Origin of the sequence: Pseudomonas sp. BIGb0278 (assembly GCF_024809895.1) — a bacterium.
Lineage (GTDB): Bacteria > Pseudomonadota > Gammaproteobacteria > Pseudomonadales > Pseudomonadaceae > Aquipseudomonas > Aquipseudomonas shirazensis.
The window spans coordinates 1,191,694-1,207,995 of record NZ_JANUEL010000001.1 but is presented as its reverse complement, the minus strand read 5'-3'; the positions used below and the strand labels follow the sequence as shown (position 1 = coordinate 1,207,995).

Here is a 16,302-nt window from a genome sequence, read left to right as displayed (position 1 = left end):
TCATCCGATTCGGGTAACGCTTAACGCAACTGCTGCAATCCGCTCGACCTGCTCATAACCTGGCTCACTCAACTGTTCGCCGAACACATCCGGATCAAGCTCGCGATAGACCCAACTCCAGCGTGGCCCGGCCAAAAGTGCGCGTGCCGCTTCAAGCAATGGGTCACGGCCCCCGATCATGGCAACTCCGGTATACAGCAGCAGCGTGCCCCCGGGGCTGAGGCGCTCACAGCCTTGTTCGATGATCTGTAACGACAACTGCGCGCCGAGTGAGCCGCCGCCGTGGCGATACTGGCGCTGCTGGGTGTCGAGCATGTAAGGGGGATTGGCGACGATCAGGTCGAACGTGCCAGTGACACCGTCGAGAATATTGCTGCGCTGCACTGAAACATTGGTTAACCCTGCCAGGGCGGCATTAACCGTGGTGTAACGCAGCGCCAGCGGGTTGATGTCCACCGCACTGACCTGAGCGTGCTGGGCAGCCCTGGCGATCAACAGCGCGCCAATTCCGCTGCCGCAGCCAATATCTACTGCATGCTGCACGGGCGTTGTGCAGCGCTGCAGATGCTCGTGGATGACCTGGGCAAATCGGTAACTGTCCGGGCCAAAGAATACTGCATCGCTGGCCTCGGTCGGATAGGCAGAATGCACCAGGAGCAGATCTTCCAGAGTCGACCAGCGCACCTTGCTGCGCAGCGACTCGCCGTGCTCGTCCAATACCTGAGCCTCAGCCAGCTGCTGCAGTTGGTCCGCCGACAAAAGCCCCGCAGCAAATGGCCTGCTCCAGCCAAAAATGTCGCGCAGTGTGCAAGCGCGCTGGGCCTCAGGTCGCACATTGTTACGCGCATGAGTCGCTGGGCTTACGCAGGTAAACCGATAGCCGTCAGCACGCAGGTGCTTGCCTAATTGCAACAAGGCCTCGTCAGCCTGAGTCTGTTCTTCGCTGGCTGCAATCAATGAGCGTTCTCCTGGGTAAGACCTGTAGCGCGAATGTACGCGCGGGTAGCTTCCAACCCCGCCGGCAAGGCATGCCGGTTACCTGCCATACGGGCGATGAGCGTTTCCAACGGTGCGGTCGAAGGCTTCTGCATACTGCTTGGCGCGTCGAGCTGCAGCCCAGTCTCCCAGCTTCCGGGGGCAACGCGGCGGATTCTCGGGCCTTGCCAATCAGCGCTGATCCAGTCGTACCACAGCTGCTTTTCATAGGCACTGAACACGCCAAACATAGGTGCAGTGGGGCCGTCCATGACGCGCCAGAAGCGGCTCTCGGCCGGGTCCTGTCCGCGTACAACCCATTTTTGCGCTTGCAGCGCATCGAGGAAGCCGGCCATGCCGTCTGGTTCAGCCAGCCATTGATTGATGGTGCGGCCCTGCAGGCGGCAATGGTCGGAATGCATGAACTGGCCGAACAGGCGCTTGCGTTCCAGCGAGCTGATCAGTTCCTGTTCAAGATCGAAACTGGCGATAAGCGCGGTGGCAGATTCACCGAGCTCGTTCAGCCGATAACCCTGACGAACCCGTTGGTAGTAGGCCCCGGCGTCGCTTTCCGGCAACAACTGCAGCAGTGCCTGAATCGATTTGTGCGCGTGGCCGGTTGCAGCATTGTCGATGGTGACGTGCAGCTGGAAGTAGTGGCCGTCGATGCCCAGTTCTGCCAGTTCATAGGTGGTGATCAACAGGTGCAGCGGTGGTTGCTCATAGCCCAGGTTGTAGCCAATAGCCTCCGCCTCGAAGGCATCGCCGTGCGCGCCCAGGGCCAGTTGAACGGTACCCTGCAGATAACGCTCATCGACAAGTGGCAGCAGCTCCAGGCAGCCAAGGCGGCTGAGCAGGCGCTGATAGATCAGGACGTGGTTGCAACGCGGATCACCATCACCCAACTCTTCTAAAAAGGTACGGATAAGGCCGTGATAGCGTGGGTCCTGCCAGTGCTGCAAAAAGCCATGCAGCCAGGCACCATCGACCGCTTTGGTCGGAGCCACTTGCTGGATGTACCACAGTGCCTGGGCGCGGTTGGCAAAATAACGGCGTGGCCCGCCTTCGCGGCGCTGGGTCAGGTAAGTCGCGAACTCCGCAGCCACCTGAGCACTGTGGCGCACCGCCCAGTCGCTGAGCTGAGCAGGCGAAGCTGGGAGATCATCCGCCAGTTGCTCGGCGCGCTTGAGCTGTCGGGCAAGCCATTGCGCACTGTCGACGCTGTGGCCGTGCAGGAGTGCCCGGTAGCGCTGTTCGAAGCTGTCTTCCGTGGTCAAGGCCGGAACCATGGGGGCGGCCTTGCGGGTCATCACCGTCATGACTCATTCCTCGTGCACTTATTGGTTTTTGTTGTCCTGCGGCATGGGCTCTGGCCCAGGCGCGGGTTGTGGAGCGGGTGTCTGGTGCTGCTGCATCTGCAGTGAGGGCTTGCTTTCATCGGCATCTTTGGCTGGGTGGCTGTCGTCGCGGTCGAAACAGCCGGTCAGTACCGCCAGGCTGCCGAGCAGGCAAACGGTAGGTGCTATAGACCGTGGGCGCATGATCTGTCTCCTTCAGCAACGCAGCGCCGGCGGGACCGGCGCTGCGTCATTTCACTTACGAACGTCCGCCCTTGCGGCCGGAATCACTGGACTCACCACCACCTGACTTCTGTCCGCCCTTACGGCCGGCTTCAGAAGCCTTTTCGCGATCATTAGCGAAGTTGCCCGGGTTTTTCGTTCCACCCTGGCTGCCGGTCTTGTTGGTGTCTTTCTTGTCCATGGTGCGTAACCTCTCGTAGCTACTAGGATGCACGGTGATGAGCCGCACATAGCTGGGAGTGCCGCGATAACAGCGGATTCGCTTTATTTCCGAAAGGTTCGGACCAATGGCATTAAAAGCCCGATGAGGCGTTATTTAGCGCGCAACGCTTGAGCAGGTTGCTCGAGCTGGCGTTGCCGACGCCCCAGCCAGCCGCCGACCCCGGCCCAGCTCAAGGCAAGAGCTGCGCCGATCAGCATCGCCAGCTGCGGATGCTCGCCGAGGAGGTCCAGGCCGCGCTTGAGCCAACCACTTAAGGCGTCGCCACCGCGATAGACCACCGTGTCGATAAAGCTCTTGGCCTTGTACTTGGCTTCGGCCGGTAGCACCGTAAAAAGCATCTCGCGACCGGGCCGCACCAGTGCGTACTCGCCAGCACGGCGTACCACCATCACCCCTACAAACACGGCAAAGGTCGGCGCCAGGGCCAGCCAGACAAAGCCCAGGGCCATCAGCAGCGGTACGCCAACCAGCAGCACGCCGACACCCAACCGCCGGGCGAGCCTGCCAGTGATAAACAGCTGGGTGAGAATCGCCAGCGCCTGCACCACGCTGTCGATCAGACCGAACACCTGCGTCTGCTGAGTCCGATCAGTGAAGGTTTCACTAACAATGCGGGCCTGTTCGAAGTACAAAAAGGTGCTGACACTGGCAAGCAGCACCACGAACAGGGCAATGCCCAGTAGATAAGGCGAACGCAAGACTGCCGTCGCCCCGGCAAACGGATTGCCACCCAGCGGCTTGTTCGGCGGCAGTTCAGCAGTCAGCTCCAGAGGATGCTGCGAACGCCAGTGCTGCAGGTAAGCGCTCGCGGCAATGCTGCCAAGCAGCAGCAGGCTGGCCAATAACAGCAATCCGCTGTGGCCCAAGGGTGCGACCAGCAAGGTTCCCAGCACTGGCCCAGCCAAACCCCCAGCGCTGGCTCCGGCAGCAAGCAAACCGAACAGGCGCTTGCCCTGCTCTGTGGAAAACAGGTCCGCCAGCACGCTCCAGGCCAGGGAAATCGCCAGCAGATTGAACACAGACAACCAGATGTAGAACGCACGGGCCGTCCACAGCGCCTGTTGGTCAACGGCAAACAGCCCCGCAAACAACACCAGATTGCTGACAAAGAAGCCGTAGGTCCACGGCAGAATGCGCTTGCGTTTGACTCGCGATGCCAGCCAGCCGAACAGCGGCAGGCAGACCAGCGTGGCGATGAAGGTGCCGGTGAACAGCCACTGCAGATTGTCGATGCCGCCGGCGATGCCCATGGTTTCGCGCACCGGGCGCAGCATGAAATAGCCGGTAAACAGCAGAAAGAACATCACCAGGCCGGCGGCCACTGCCGGCCCTTCGCCAGGTTGCAGGTTCAGGCTGTTGCCCAGCCGCTCACGCCAACGGCTCATGAGCCTAGCCAAACAGTTCTATCAGCGCGCGCTGTTGCGCCTCGCTCAGCAACTGACCATGGCCGGCTTTGAGCTGGTCGATCTGGCGATCGGGGCGGCCGGTGGCGGGGATCACCGCCGTCACGGCCGGGTGGCTGATGGCGAACTTCAGAAACAGCTGCGCCCAACTGCTTGCGCCTACCTGTGCCGCCCAGTCTGGCAAGGCCATGTCCTTGACCCGGGCAAACAGGCGGCCATCGTCAAAGGCACGATTGATCAGCACCGCAACGCCCTTGTCCTGGCACAACGGCAACAATGCGCGAGCGGCCTCGGGCGCATTTACCGAGTAATTGATCTGGACAAAATCCAGCGGCTCCTTGCGCACGATCTGCGCGACCTGCTCATGGCTGCTGGACAGGTAATGGGTGATGCCGACATAGCGGGTCTTGCCCTGCGCCTTCAGTTCACGGGCATAAGGCAGCTGCCGCTGCCAGTCGCGCAGGTTGTGGATCTGCAGCAGGTCGACCCGATCGGTGCGCAGGCTGCGCAAGGTGCCCGCCCACTGCGCCTCGGCAGCGGCCTTGCTGTCAGCGGCAATTTTGGTGGCAAGGAAGCACTGGCGATGCCAGCCGCCCTCCTCCAGTAACTGGCCAAGAATGGCATCGGCACCGCCGTAATTAGGCGAGGTATCGATGATGCGCCCGCCGCCAGCAAAGAACGCCTGCAGAACCTGCTGGAGCCGCTGATACTCGGCACTCCCTGTTTCCACTTCGAAGCTGCCAGAGGTGCCGGCGCCAATCACCGGCAGCGCCTCGCCAGTGCCGGGCACCTTGCGGGTCAGCAAGCTGTCGGCGGGAGCTGCCAGCAACCAGGGGCTGCTGGCCAGCAAGCCCAATGCTGCACCAGTGCGTAGGACATCACGACGCGCATACATGGAAAAGCCCCTGTCATAAGCCGGAAACTTTCAAGGCTAGCCGTGATGGCGCGAGCTGTCGGTGCATTCTGTATCTGGATGTTTGGCCGCTTGGCCAGGATCAGCCGAGCAGCAGACGCAGGTCCAGCCCCTGTTCAGTCATCGGCGGGCACCAGTAATAACCACCAGTCAACGGCCGGCTGAAGCGATAGAGGGCATCCACCACGCCGTCTTCCAGGCCGCTCATGCGCCGCAGCTGGACATCGAAAGCGTCGAACGAACGGCCAAGCGCTACAAACGCCAGGCCTGCGCCGCGGTCGTCAGCCCACGACACCGAACGACGCACCATGAACGCTTCCGGCGCGTAGCTTTCCTGGGCGGTACGTTTGACGTGAGCCGATTCCGGCGCATCGTCGAGCTCTTCGTTGTCTTCTAGACGGCGGCCAATTATGTCGTCCTGTTCGGTCTGAGGCAGCGACTTGAAGTAGCTCAGGTCATGCTTCCACAACTGGAACGCTGCGTAGCTCGAACCCGCCAGGCCGGGCTCAGCGTCGGCGACGATGGCAGCTTCGACCGCAGCGTCGTCACTTGGATTTTCAGTGCCGTCTTCGTAACCGGTAAGGTCTCGACCGCCCTGGTGCAGGAAGCCGTCGATGCTGTCGACCAGTTGCAGCGCCGGCGCCAGCTGCGCGATCAGTGCCTGGCTGCGCAGATACAGGTCACCACGTTCTTCGCCACGCAGCCACAGCCACAGCGCGTGCTGGGTGCTTGGGTTGTGTACCACTGCATCGAGCTCAGGGAACGCCTGCAAACCCGGAATTGCCCGGCCCAGCGCAGTCGCCATTGGCAGCCCGACGCCAGCAATCAGGCTGCGCCCGTCGATTTCGGCGAGCAGCGCATCCAGTACGCCAGGCAGGGCTTGTGCGCTGTGCAGGGTAAAAAACAGGTGACGGGCATGAACCGGCACCGGGGTGGCAAGCAGACCTTGCTGGAACGGCATGACGGGCGAATCCTCGGCAAAAGCGCGAATCCTACTGCGCTGATGGCTCGACCGCAACGCGGCCAGATCGCACAGCGCAGGCTGATTGCCATGGATCCGTTAACAAAACTTTACCAAGGCATGGCGTATTGCGATTACCTCTCATCAAAAGCCCACCTACACTGCTCGCAATCCATTGTTCGAGACTGCCGCCATGACCGCCTCACCCTTGCTCACCGCCATGCTGCCGATCGCCTTGGGGATCATCATGCTCGGCCTTGGCCTGTCGCTGACCCTCGCTGACTTTGCTCGGGTAGCCAAGTACCCCAAACCGGTGGTCATCGGCCTGGCGTGCCAGATCCTGCTGCTGCCTTTAGTGTGCTTCATGATTGCCAATGGCTTTGGCCTGGAGTCGGCACTGGCGGTGGGCTTGATGCTGCTGGCAGCCTCGCCGGGCGGTACTACCGCCAACCTGTTCAGCCACCTGGCACACGGTGATGTCGCGCTGAATATCACCCTCACCGCGGTCAACTCACTCATCGCAATCCTGACCATGCCGCTGCTGGTCAACTTGTCGCTGAGCTGGTTCATGGCCTCCGATCAGGTCATTCCGCTGCAATTTGCCAAGGTCATGCAGGTGTTTGCCATCGTCCTGCTGCCGGTAGCGCTGGGGATGATGATCCGGCGCTGGGCGCCAACCTTTGCCGGGCGCATGGAGAAGCCGATGAAATTGGTGGCGGCGTTGTTCCTGGCCTTCACCATCGTTCTCGCGCTGACCAAGGACTGGCAGACGGTGCTCGAGTACGCGCCGGTAGTGGGTGCGGCGGCGTTGCTGTTCAACCTGCTGAGCCTGGGTGTCGGCTACTACCTGCCGCGCTTGCTGAACATCCCCAAGCGCCAGGCGATAGCGATCGGCATGGAAATCGGCATCCACAACGGCACACTGGCGATTGCCTTGGCGCTGAGCCCGTCACTGCTGAACAACCCCACCATGGCGGTGCCGGCGGCAATCTACAGCCTGATCATGTTCTTTACCGCCGCGGGCTTTGGCTGGTGGGTCAGCCGTGGTCACCAGGCTGAAGGGATTAGCGAAGGACGGCGCGAAACGGTCGGTGATTGAAACGGTTATTTGAGCGCAGTTTTGCTGCGCTCACGCAATTGACGCCTGAGCACGCGCAGGGGCGGCGCATAAAAGAAGCCAAACGATACGCAGCCCTCGCGCCCCTTGACTGCGTGATGCAACCGATGCGCGCGGTGCAGCCGTTTCAGGTAGCGATTGACCGGCCGCAGCCGGCGCGGCCAGTGCCGGTGAAACAGCCCGTCATGGGCCACTACATACAGCAGGCCGTAACCTGCCACACCCGCGCCAACCCACTGCAGCGGCGCATGCCCGGCCTTGCCCAGCGCTACCAGTGCTGCGGCAATCAACGCAAGGGCCGCAAGGTAGACATCATTGGTTTCCAGCACGCCCAACTGCGGCTGATGGTGCGAGCGGTGCAACCACCAGCCCCAGCCATGCATGATGTATTTATGCGCGAGCGTGCCGACGCCCTCCATGGTCACCAGGGTGCCGAGCAGGACGGCCAGATTGAACAGCATGGGAGAATCCGCAGTGAGTGGGCAAAGCAGCAAGGTTACCATTGCCCGCTGTAGGCTTCAGCCCGCCAGACGCAGAGAAACGTCGTTATGAAGCCATTGTCATGTTTCTGCCATTGACCCTCGCCGAGGTGTGGCGTAAGGTCCGCAGCGCAATTTCGCACCCTTACAGGAGTCCTGCATTGGACAGTAGCCCCAGTCGATTGCGACAGGTCCACACGGCGAGCTAGTCCGGCAGTGCTTTTGCCACTGTCTCGCCGTTAACGCCAGACGGTGGTTCATCGGTCCCGCTCGGGACGATGTTCTCCCTTTTGCTTTTTCCGCCCTCGCCCACGGCGAGGGTCCGGTGGCCCTGCGCATTCTGTTTTTCGTTCGCGTCGTCAAGGTACGACGCTGATACGGGCATGCTGCCCGTAGAAAGAGGTTTGCTATGGATTGGAAAATATTCTTGCTGCGCGTCAGCGTGGCACTGGTACTCGGTGCACTGATCGGTGCAGAACGCCAACTGCGCCAACGTCTAACCGGCCTGCGCACCAACGCGCTGGTCAGTACTGGCGCCTGTCTGTTTGTCCTTATGACCCAGGCAGTACCCGGTATGGCCGCCACCGATGCCTCGCGGATTGCGGCCTATGTGGTGTCCGGGATCGGCTTTCTCGGCGGCGGTGTGATCATGCGCGACGGCTTCAACGTGCGCGGGCTCAATACCGCAGCAACGCTATGGTGCACGGCAGCAATCGGCGTGCTGTGCAGCGTTGGTCTGTTGCTCGAGGCGACGCTGGGCAGCCTGGTGGTGCTGTGCGCCAACATCCTTCTGCGCGATATCGCCCAGCGCCTGGACCATCAGGAAGTACTGCCGGCCAGTGAGGTAGAGCAACGCTTCGAGGTGCGCATCGTCTGCCGCGGAGAAGATGAGATACAGGTGCGCAGCCTGATGCTGCACAGCCTGAGCGACCCAGGGCTGCGCCTGCAGTCGCTGCACAGTGAAGACCTGCCCGACTCGGTACGCCTGGAAGTACGCGCGCAGTTACTGGGCAACGCTCAGGCCGCTGCCCAGCTGGAGCGTCTGGTCAGCCGGGTGAGTCTGGAAAAAGGCGTGAGCGCGGTGCGCTGGCAAGTTCGCGAGTCGGCAGCTGACTGAACGCTGATCAGCCCTGCGCCTGGGCCATGCAATAGCGGTCCCGGCCCTGGCGCTTGGCTTCGTAAAGCGCGGCATCGGCTTCAGCTACAAGCGCTTGTGAACTGATCGATTGCTGCGCCGGATGAGCCACCGCGATACCGGCGCTGGCCGACACTACGCCAAACGGGCTGCCGGCGTGCTCGATAGCCAACCGGCGCAACTGCTGCAACGTCTCCTGTACGATCAGGCCGGCCCCGTGGCCATCGGTGTCAGGCAGCAGCAGGGTGAACTCTTCACCGCCATAACGCACAGCGAGATCAGCCGGACGCTTCAACGCCTGCCCCAGTACCTCCGCGACCCGCCGCAAACATTGGTCACCTGCCAGGTGGCCATATCGGTCGTTATAAGCCTTGAAGAAGTCCAGATCCATCATCACCAGCGCCACCGGATAGCCTTGCCGCCGCGCCCTGGCGATCTCGACATCCAATACGGCATCGAGCCGGCGCCGGTTGCCCAGCCCGGTCAGACTGTCGGTCAGCGCCAGGTCCTTGAGCGTCTGGTGCGCCTGGTGCAAGGCGCGCTCGATGACAATACGCTCACGTAGCTGACGCAGCACCACCCAACCGAACAGCGAAAGCCCGAGCAGCAACACCAACAAGACGCCGATCGACTTGATCACATCCTGGCGCCATGCCGCCAGGATCGCATCGCGCGACAGGCCGGCCTGCACCACCAACGGGTAACTGGTCAGCGCACGGTAGGCATATAGCCTAGGTGTGCCGTCAACCACCGCTACAGTCTCGACCACGCCCTCGTTGGCATACGGCAGGTAGTCGCGAAACACTTCGCTGTCCGCCAGGCTGCTGCCCAGCACCTGCTCGACAAACGGCCTGCGCACCAGGATCGTACCGTCGCGCTTGGCCAGCACCAGCGCGCCGCTCTGGTCGATTTGGAAGTCGCCGTAGTAACGTACGAACCAGTCGACCCTGATCGTGCCCAACAGCACGCCGGCAAAGCTGCCATCGGGAAAATTCAGTCGGCGCGAAATGGGGATGATCAACTCTTCGGTAGAGCGGCTCTTGACCACCGAGCCGATCCTGATCTGCCGGCCCGTATGCTCACGATGATAGATGAAGTAGTCGCGGTCGGCATTGTTGGCCTTCGGCGCTGTGACGGTGTGATCGGTTGCCAGCCAGGTGCCATCCGCGCCGTACACGAACAGGCCATGCAACTGCGGCATTATCTGTACTTGTTGGCGCAAGAGCGCGTGCAGCCGCGGCCGATCGAGGTTGGCGAAGCCATCGCCCTCGAGGCGTTCAGCCAATGCCGCGGTAATCGCATCGACCTGCCGGATCGAGTCCTCGGCGTGCTGGGCACTGGCTCTGGCGAGGTTGACCACCGAGTTTTCAGCAACGGTAAAGGCTGCGCGATAGTCACGCCAGAACCGCCAGGCCTCGGTCGCGACGAATACCAGCATGACCACGGCCATGAACGCCAGCACCAGGCGAAACATCGCCGCGGCGCGGCCTTCACCGTTGGCCGCGAAAAGGCCGTGCTCATCAGGCTTATGGGTAAAAGGCATGCAAATCCCTTACGCTCGCTTGGCCTTTGACTATAGATCAGCGATGTTTGCGCGTACTCAGTTCGATCCAGGTCGGCGCATGGTCACTGGCCTTGGGCTCATTACGGACCCAGGCATCGACGCCCGCGTTTTTCAGGTACGGCGCCAGCTCGCCATTGAGCAACAGGTGGTCGATGCGCAGCCCGGCATTGCGTTCCCAATGCTTGCGAAAGTAATCCCAGAAGGTAAACACCTGCTCATCGGGGTATAGATGCCGCAGCGCATCTGTCCAGCCTTGGTTCAGCAGGCGTTGGTAGCAGGCCCGCGATTCGGGCTGGAGCAAGGCATCCTTGCGCCATGAGCGCGGGTCGTAAATGTCCTGGTCGGTGGGCGCCACGTTGAAGTCGCCGGCGAGCACAGTCGGGTGGCCGCTGTCGAACAGCCCCTGGGCATGTTCGATCAGACGCTCGAACCACTCCAGTTTGTAATCGAACTTCGGCCCCGGCTGCGGATTGCCATTGGGCAGATACAGGCACGCCACCAGCACGCCGTGAACAGCGGCCTCGAGGTATCGGCTCTGCGGATCATGCTCCATGCCTGGCAAGCCGCGGCGCACCTCCAGCGGCTCGGCGCCGCGGGCCAGAATCGCCACGCCGTTCCACGACGGCTGGCCCTGAAACAGGCAGCTGTAACCTGCAGCTTCAATGGCCTGCAACGGAAACGTCTGATCTGGCGCCTTCAGCTCTTGCAAGCAGGCAATGTCCGGCTGCTCCCGCTCAAGCCAGGCGAGCAATGCCGGCAAACGGCTGCGGATGCCGTTGATATTGAAGGTGGCGATCTTCAGCGCTTTCATGTGTCAGGGTCGTTGACGTGGGCCTGCACAGCTTCCTGCAGGGCGTTGACATGGGCTTCGTCGGCCAGTTGTTTCAGCGCCAACCAGTCGTCCCAGTCCAGCCCGCCGTCATCGCGCAAGGCTTCAGCCGTGCGGATCAACTCGTGGTGATAGGCGTCGGGCGACTCGCGCCGGTAGCTGACGTCATCATATTGCGCGTACCAGGCCGCCAGTTCGGGAATGCTGCGTTCAATGCTCATGCGTTTACTCCTGCCTGAACCTTTGAATGTCTGAACCCTGCTCGCCGCGCATCGTTCCCGTTAGTGAGCCAGCGGCACAACGACAACAAAAAAATTAAACCTTTGCTGCATGCCAATGCTCAATCTTAGGCGACATTGACGTCGCGCCAACGCAAAGGTGTGAGAAATGAACAATCTGTTCCTGAAACGAATCGGACTGTCCGTCGCCCTGGGCATGGCCTCTTTGCATGCAATGGCGGCAAGCTCCGACGACTTCGTTGACGCAGCTGCCGAGTCTGGCATCGCTGAAGTCGTGACCAGCAATCTGGCCTTGGAAAAAACCCAGAGCGCCGACATCAAGACCTTTGCCCAGCAGATGGTCGCAGACCATACCAAGGCTAATCAGAAGCTCGGCGACATCGCCAAAAAGCATGACATCAGCGTGCCTGACGAGGCCGCGATGACCGACAAGGTCAAGAAAGTCATCCTTGAATGGCGTGACGAGTCGTTCGACAAGTCGTATGTGAACAACCAGGTCGCTGCGCACGAAAAAGCCGTCGAGCTGTTCAAGAAAGAGGCTGCTTCAGGCGACAAGCCAGACCTGAAAGCCTTCGCTGGCGAGACCCTGCCGGCACTGGAGAAGCACCTGGAGCATGCCAAGCAGCTGCAGGCTAAATACGACAAGTAACCCGAATTGGCGAGGCTAAGTATTTATGAGTAACGACCCACTTCGTGACGAAGTTCTGACCCGTCTTTTGCACGCGCACCCGCAAGGCCTGGGCAAGGAAGTGCTGGATAACTATCGCGGCGAAAAAGTCGTGGCCGGCATGCTCAAGACGCTGCAGGACGACGGCTTGATCCATGATGGTAGCGTTGAGGTTGATGCCGAGCATCAGATCAGCGTGCAGTATCCGATCAAACTGTCCAGCGCCGGCGTCGAAGCCGCCAAACGGGTCGAAGCCTAATCGACTCGTCTGCTCCTGCACTTGGTGCAGGAGCAGCTCGCGCCGCCAAGGCGCGAGCTTCCCTTCTCGAATTCCTGCCTTAGTGCTTTTTCTCGATATCGCGCGGCGGAACTGCTGGGCCCTGTGGGTCTACCTGCGGATCGTCCAGGTCTGGCGAGTCCGGATCAAAACCCAGGTCGTTATTTTCAGTGGCCTCATCTGAAGAGTGCGGGCCCTTATTCGGTTGCTCGTGCTCGTGGCTTTTCTCGTTGGACATGCGCAGATCTCCCATGAATGTCTATGGAAGAACCCTGCACAGCGGTAAAGTTTGATTTATTACTTTAATCCGCGCCCACATCACCGCGCTGCAAACTGGCCAGAGCATCGCTGCGGCTGACCAGCTCTGCCTTTAGGAAATCGAGCTGGCGGGCCTGCTCGGCGCAAAGTTCGCGCTTCTGCTCCAGTTGCTGCGTCTGCCCTTCCAGCTGGCGACGCACTTCGTCACTGGCCCCCTGCGCCTGTGCCAGAATCGTGCGCAAACCCTGCACCTGGGCGTCGCGCTGCTCCAACTGATCATTGATGACCTTGAGTTCAGCGGCGGCCTGGCGAGCCTCGGCCTGCAGCCGCTCGTTGTCGCGATGCAGGCGAGTGGCCTCTTCCTGCCTGACGATCAAGCTCTGCTGCAACTGGCGCAGCTCTACCTGCAACTGCTGTACCTGCCCCTCGTGCCGGCGCTGCTCCTGCTCACGCTGCTCGCGGCTGGCGGTGCGGTAGTGCTCAAGTGCGTCGCGGGCGTGACGATGCTTGTCCTCGAGCGAAGTGATCTGTTCATCCTTGTCGGCCAGGCGTAACTGCTGCTCGCCGAGCGCCTGATTGAGGCTGGCGCTGCGCAACTGTTCGGTTTGCAACGTGCTCTGGGTGGACGCGAGCTTTTCCGACTCGGCCTGCAGGGCATTGGCCTGAATCTGGATTTGCTGCTGCGCCGCAGCGAGTGCCTGCTGGGCGATGCTCAGCTGAGCCTGGAGCTGATCACGCTGCTCGGTGAACTCGCTTTCAGCTGCTTCGATGCGCGCATCGCCCTCCTCTCGCAACTGATCCGCCAGTTGTTCGACCAGCCGCGCCAAAGGCTCACTCAGGTTACCGGCCGCCAATTGGGTCGCCGCAGGATGCTGGCGCTCAAGTTCCTTCAAATAACGGTGAATGGTGGTCTTGGAGCCGGTATTACCCATTTCGATACGTACCGCATCAATGCTCGGGCGCTCGCCTCGGGCAATCAAGGCCTGCCGCGCCTGCTGCACTACCGCCTTGTTTATTCCGCCCCGGGCCATGTCTGCTCCTACGATTTCGTAATGTGGTACGTACTATGTAATTACGTACCGATTATCTGCCTAGCGACGGGCTTTAACAAGCCGTTGCTAACAGTCAATAATCACGGCTTATCGCACGTGATGACCTTTAACCTGCGCTGCTCCGTGAGTGGACGCAGCCGAGCTGTACAAATAGTCGAAATCGCAGTTTTGCAGGGCGTACAGCCGTGAATAGCAAATCGCCACTAGTCATAAGGCTGTCATTCAACTGTCGTATTTTCAGGGGACTACTCAAGGCCGGGAAACGAACAGCAGTGATCCGCCTAACCCCCTCCTCCGCAAAGCTCCTGCCGCTGCTTCTACTGATGCTGTGCGCAGTCACTCTCGCCTTTCTCTGGGGGCTGCATGCAACCCAGAAGAATGCTGCGCGCCAACAGGCGCTTGCGGCCAAGGCCGCCGAACATCTGAACCTGGCCAGCGTCGTAGCACAGAGCCTGCGCCAGTTGGTTGATCGTGCCCAGGCGGTGGGTCGCAGCACGCTGCAAGACGTGACGAAGCCGGCTCAGGATCGCCTCAGCCTGGTGAGGATCCTGGCCGCAGACCCGCTGCTCAAACGCATGAGCCTTTACGACAGCAACGGCGCACGGGTCTTTTCCAGTGATGCTGACGAACCGCAACGCCTGCCCAGTGAGTGGCTGGACCAACTGAAAACCCATGTGGCGCGCTACGGCTTCAAACCCTTTCTGGCGCATGCGCTGCCCAATGCCAGCGACACGTCGGAGCGACGCGTGCCGTTTCTAGTGCCCCTGTCCAACCTGCCTGGCCGCCAGATCGACAGCGTACTGTTGGTGCAACTGGACATCGGCTACCTCGCCCTGCTGTTCCAGCACATCGATCTTGGCGCCAGTGGCTTCATGCGCTTGCTTCAGGATGACGGCCAGGAGCGCCTGCGTATCGATGGCAGCGGCGTGGTGGTGACCAGTGAGGCGCTGCTACCGGTGCCGCCAGCCAGTGGCGCAGACGCCGGCAGCCTCAGTCAATTCGCTACGGATGGCACCTATCAGAGCTTGTATCGGCGAGCCGCAGATCGTGGTTTCAGCGTTCTCGTCAGTCAACGCCACGAAGAAATCCTCAAACCGAGCACAGCCAACTTCACCCGCCAGTTCTGGCTGAACCTGTGCATGACCATCATGATCCTCGCCAGCCTGGCCTGGAGCCTGCGTTTACTGAGCAAGCGCCAGGAGGCGTTCAGCGCCCTGGAGCAGGCGCAGCAGGTCAACCAGGAACTGATCGAGCGCCTCGAAGAGGCCCATCGGCGCAGCAGCCACGCAGCAGCAACCGATCACCTCAGCGGCCTGCATAACCGTCGCCAGTTCGTCGAAGTCGCCAGCAAGACGCTGACCCGCCAGCGCGGCAAGCGCCGCTTGATGGCGATCCTGTTCATTGACATGGACCGCTTCAAGTCGATCAACGACTCGCTTGGCCACCGCATCGGCGACCTGCTGTTGCAGGCCGTCGCCGGGCGCATTCAGCGCATGCTGGAAGACGGCGATGAGGCTTCGCGCTTCGGCGGTGACGAGTTCGTTGTGCTGCTCGCTGGCGAGCGCAGTGAAGACCAGCTCGACAACTGGGTGCGCGCTCTGGTCGAAAAGCTCTCGGCCACCTACGCGCTGGATGGCCAGGAGGTCAATACCAGCCCCAGCGTCGGCGTCAGCATCTGCCCGCGCGACGGCCAGGACATCGACGCGCTGATCCGCAACGCCGACGCCGCCATGTACTCGGCCAAGCAGGCCGGGCGGGCGCAATATCGCTTTTTCGACCCGTCGCTGAATGTCAGCGACCTTCATGCGTTCAACCTTGAGCAGGCGTTTGGCAGTGCCCTGGCCGAGCGTCAGTTCGTTTTGCATTTCCAGCCGCAGATCCGGCTCGACAACCTGCAGGTGGTGGGTTACGAGGCGCTGGTGCGCTGGGATCACCCAGAATTCGGCCTGCTCTACCCTGACCGCTTCATTGGCCTCGCCGAGCGCAGCGGCTTCATCGTCGCGCTGGGTTGGGAGGTGCTGCGCATGGCCTGTGAGGAACTGGCCAGCTGGACCGCACGCGATCCGCACACACGGATCGCCGTCAACGTCTCGGCGCTGCAGCTGCGCCAGGCCGATTTCAGCGAACGATTGCTGAATGAACTGGACCAGCTCGGCATCGCTGCGCAGCGCCTGGAACTGGAGATTACCGAGACCACCGTGCTCGATCCGGAAGGCACTGCGGTCGATCACTTGCAGCGCCTGCGCGCTGCGGGTATCGGCATCAGCCTGGACGACTTTGGCAGTGGTTACGCCGGCTTCGCCCATCTGCACGCGCTGCCCCTGAGCAAGTTGAAGATTGACCGGGCACTGATCGCGCCGCTGTGCAACAGCTACGATGACAGTCCGATCGTATCCTCGACCATCATCCTGGCCAAACGCCTGGGCCTGGAGGTGGTTGCCGAGGGCGTCGAAACCCGCGAACAGGTGGTCTGCCTGAAGATCGCCGGCTGCGACATCGCCCAGGGCTACCACTTCAGTCGGCCGTTATCGCCTACGCAACTTCACGAGTATGCGCCCTTCAAGGCCATCGAAGAGCAGCTCTGCCTGGAGCACTGAGGCTGTACTGCCGCTTGGCCAGCCCCCACGTTG

General features: G+C 61.4%; 17 protein-coding genes and 1 pseudogene. 5 read left to right on the top strand and 13 right to left on the bottom strand.

The genetic code is table 11. The features are described 5' to 3' along the window. The 7 genes and pseudogenes from M2396_RS05470 to M2396_RS05440 all read right to left on the bottom strand — a co-directional run bounded on the left by M2396_RS05470 (position 1) and on the right by M2396_RS05440 (position 6,055). Positions 1–954: a class I SAM-dependent methyltransferase gene (locus M2396_RS05470; protein ID WP_259074225.1), complete on the bottom strand. Its 954-nt coding sequence runs from the start codon at positions 952–954 to the stop codon at positions 1–3. After that, positions 954–2,294: an iron-containing redox enzyme family protein gene (locus M2396_RS05465; RefSeq protein ID WP_409035077.1), complete on the bottom strand. Its 1,341-nt coding sequence runs from the start codon at positions 2,292–2,294 to the stop codon at positions 954–956. The genes M2396_RS05470 and M2396_RS05465 overlap by 1 nt, the downstream gene beginning before the upstream one ends. Positions 2,295–2,312: 18 nt before the next feature. After that, positions 2,313–2,516 (bottom strand): hypothetical protein, encoded by a 204-nt coding sequence (locus M2396_RS05460; protein WP_101319445.1) that lies wholly within the window; start codon positions 2,514–2,516, stop codon positions 2,313–2,315. Between the two features lie 55 nt (positions 2,517–2,571). Beyond that, positions 2,572–2,691 (bottom strand): annotated as a pseudogene (locus M2396_RS05455) (KGG domain-containing protein); the annotation flags it as partial. A gap of 176 nt (positions 2,692–2,867) precedes the next feature. Continuing rightward, positions 2,868–4,163 (bottom strand): NTP/NDP exchange transporter, encoded by a 1,296-nt coding sequence (locus M2396_RS05450; protein WP_181087926.1) that lies wholly within the window; start codon positions 4,161–4,163, stop codon positions 2,868–2,870. Between the two features lie 4 nt (positions 4,164–4,167). Then, positions 4,168–5,076, bottom strand: coding sequence for an aldo/keto reductase (locus M2396_RS05445; protein ID WP_101319451.1), 909 nt, complete (start codon positions 5,074–5,076; stop codon positions 4,168–4,170). Between the two features lie 100 nt (positions 5,077–5,176). Next, positions 5,177–6,055: a Dyp-type peroxidase gene (locus M2396_RS05440; RefSeq protein WP_150569250.1), complete on the bottom strand. Its 879-nt coding sequence runs from the start codon at positions 6,053–6,055 to the stop codon at positions 5,177–5,179. 193 nt (positions 6,056–6,248) lie between these two features. Between M2396_RS05440 and M2396_RS05435 the strand changes: the two genes are divergently transcribed. Further along, positions 6,249–7,154 carry a bile acid:sodium symporter family protein gene (locus M2396_RS05435; RefSeq protein ID WP_101319455.1) on the top strand — a complete coding sequence of 302 codons (906 nt, stop codon included), beginning with the start codon at positions 6,249–6,251 and terminating at the stop codon, positions 7,152–7,154. A gap of 5 nt (positions 7,155–7,159) precedes the next feature. On the opposite strand, the gene M2396_RS05430 is transcribed toward M2396_RS05435, so the two are convergent. Then, positions 7,160–7,633 carry a sterol desaturase family protein gene (locus tag M2396_RS05430; RefSeq protein ID WP_150569249.1) on the bottom strand — a complete coding sequence of 158 codons (474 nt, stop codon included), beginning with the start codon at positions 7,631–7,633 and terminating at the stop codon, positions 7,160–7,162. A 427-nt stretch (positions 7,634–8,060) separates the two neighbouring features. On the opposite strand from M2396_RS05430, the gene M2396_RS05425 reads away from it, so the two are divergent. Beyond that, on the top strand, positions 8,061–8,768 hold the full coding sequence (locus tag M2396_RS05425; RefSeq protein WP_101319459.1) for an MgtC/SapB family protein: 708 nt from the start codon (positions 8,061–8,063) through the stop codon (positions 8,766–8,768). Positions 8,769–8,775: 7 nt separating this feature from the next. Here M2396_RS05425 and M2396_RS05420 read toward each other — a convergent pair whose 3' ends face one another. The 3 genes from M2396_RS05420 to M2396_RS05410 are packed head-to-tail and all read right to left on the bottom strand — an operon-like array spanning position 8,776 to position 11,400. Continuing rightward, the gene (locus tag M2396_RS05420) at positions 8,776–10,329 is read right to left on the bottom strand and encodes a sensor domain-containing diguanylate cyclase (RefSeq protein WP_188035935.1); all 1,554 of its coding nucleotides are present in this window, start codon (positions 10,327–10,329) and stop codon (positions 8,776–8,778) included. 37 nt (positions 10,330–10,366) lie between these two features. Next, a complete protein-coding gene (gene xth / locus M2396_RS05415; protein WP_259073616.1) occupies positions 10,367–11,161 on the bottom strand; it encodes an exodeoxyribonuclease III in 795 nt (264 codons plus the stop codon). Next, positions 11,158–11,400, bottom strand: coding sequence for a hypothetical protein (locus M2396_RS05410; protein ID WP_101319466.1), 243 nt, complete (start codon positions 11,398–11,400; stop codon positions 11,158–11,160). The genes xth and M2396_RS05410 overlap by 4 nt, the downstream gene beginning before the upstream one ends. 166 nt (positions 11,401–11,566) lie before the next feature. Between M2396_RS05410 and M2396_RS05405 the strand changes: the two genes are divergently transcribed. Together M2396_RS05405 and M2396_RS05400 are read left to right on the top strand one after the other, a co-directional pair. Beyond that, entirely contained in the window at positions 11,567–12,067 is a 501-nt protein-coding gene (locus M2396_RS05405) for a DUF4142 domain-containing protein (RefSeq protein WP_101319468.1), read from the top strand. A gap of 25 nt (positions 12,068–12,092) precedes the next feature. Continuing rightward, the gene (locus M2396_RS05400; protein WP_101319470.1) at positions 12,093–12,344 is read left to right on the top strand and encodes a hypothetical protein; all 252 of its coding nucleotides are present in this window, start codon (positions 12,093–12,095) and stop codon (positions 12,342–12,344) included. 79 nt (positions 12,345–12,423) lie between these two features. Here the strand turns inward: M2396_RS05400 and M2396_RS05395 are convergent, their stop codons facing one another. Continuing rightward, on the bottom strand, positions 12,424–12,600 hold the full coding sequence (locus tag M2396_RS05395) for a DUF6021 family protein (RefSeq protein WP_178080766.1): 177 nt from the start codon (positions 12,598–12,600) through the stop codon (positions 12,424–12,426). A gap of 64 nt (positions 12,601–12,664) precedes the next feature. Further along, the gene (locus M2396_RS05390) at positions 12,665–13,651 is read right to left on the bottom strand and encodes a DNA-binding protein (protein WP_259073615.1); all 987 of its coding nucleotides are present in this window, start codon (positions 13,649–13,651) and stop codon (positions 12,665–12,667) included. A gap of 344 nt (positions 13,652–13,995) precedes the next feature. On the opposite strand from M2396_RS05390, the gene M2396_RS05385 reads away from it, so the two are divergent. After that, positions 13,996–16,269: a putative bifunctional diguanylate cyclase/phosphodiesterase gene (locus tag M2396_RS05385; RefSeq protein ID WP_409035076.1), complete on the top strand. Its 2,274-nt coding sequence runs from the start codon at positions 13,996–13,998 to the stop codon at positions 16,267–16,269. Positions 16,270–16,302: the final 33 nt, after the last annotated feature.

Bases quoted from the DNA above. Each gene is read 5' to 3' on its own strand.
- M2396_RS05465 (WP_409035077.1), bottom strand. From the start codon at position 2,294: ATGACGGTGATGACCCGCAAGGCCGCCCCCATGGTTCCGGCCTTGACC.
- M2396_RS05460 (WP_101319445.1), bottom strand. From the start codon at position 2,516: ATGCGCCCACGGTCTATAGCACCTACCGTTTGCCTGCTCGGCAGCCTG.
- M2396_RS05450 (WP_181087926.1), bottom strand. From the start codon at position 4,163: ATGAGCCGTTGGCGTGAGCGGCTGGGCAACAGCCTGAACCTGCAACCT.
- M2396_RS05445 (WP_101319451.1), bottom strand. From the start codon at position 5,076: ATGTATGCGCGTCGTGATGTCCTACGCACTGGTGCAGCATTGGGCTTG.
- M2396_RS05440 (WP_150569250.1), bottom strand. From the start codon at position 6,055: ATGCCGTTCCAGCAAGGTCTGCTTGCCACCCCGGTGCCGGTTCATGCC.
- M2396_RS05435 (WP_101319455.1), top strand. From the start codon at position 6,249: ATGACCGCCTCACCCTTGCTCACCGCCATGCTGCCGATCGCCTTGGGG.
- M2396_RS05430 (WP_150569249.1), bottom strand. From the start codon at position 7,633: ATGCTGTTCAATCTGGCCGTCCTGCTCGGCACCCTGGTGACCATGGAG.
- M2396_RS05425 (WP_101319459.1), top strand. From the start codon at position 8,061: ATGGATTGGAAAATATTCTTGCTGCGCGTCAGCGTGGCACTGGTACTC.
- M2396_RS05420 (WP_188035935.1), bottom strand. From the start codon at position 10,329: ATGCCTTTTACCCATAAGCCTGATGAGCACGGCCTTTTCGCGGCCAAC.
- xth (WP_259073616.1), bottom strand. From the start codon at position 11,161: ATGAAAGCGCTGAAGATCGCCACCTTCAATATCAACGGCATCCGCAGC.
- M2396_RS05410 (WP_101319466.1), bottom strand. From the start codon at position 11,400: ATGAGCATTGAACGCAGCATTCCCGAACTGGCGGCCTGGTACGCGCAA.
- M2396_RS05405 (WP_101319468.1), top strand. From the start codon at position 11,567: ATGAACAATCTGTTCCTGAAACGAATCGGACTGTCCGTCGCCCTGGGC.
- M2396_RS05400 (WP_101319470.1), top strand. From the start codon at position 12,093: ATGAGTAACGACCCACTTCGTGACGAAGTTCTGACCCGTCTTTTGCAC.
- M2396_RS05395 (WP_178080766.1), bottom strand. From the start codon at position 12,600: ATGTCCAACGAGAAAAGCCACGAGCACGAGCAACCGAATAAGGGCCCG.
- M2396_RS05390 (WP_259073615.1), bottom strand. From the start codon at position 13,651: ATGGCCCGGGGCGGAATAAACAAGGCGGTAGTGCAGCAGGCGCGGCAG.
- M2396_RS05385 (WP_409035076.1), top strand. From the start codon at position 13,996: ATGCTGTGCGCAGTCACTCTCGCCTTTCTCTGGGGGCTGCATGCAACC.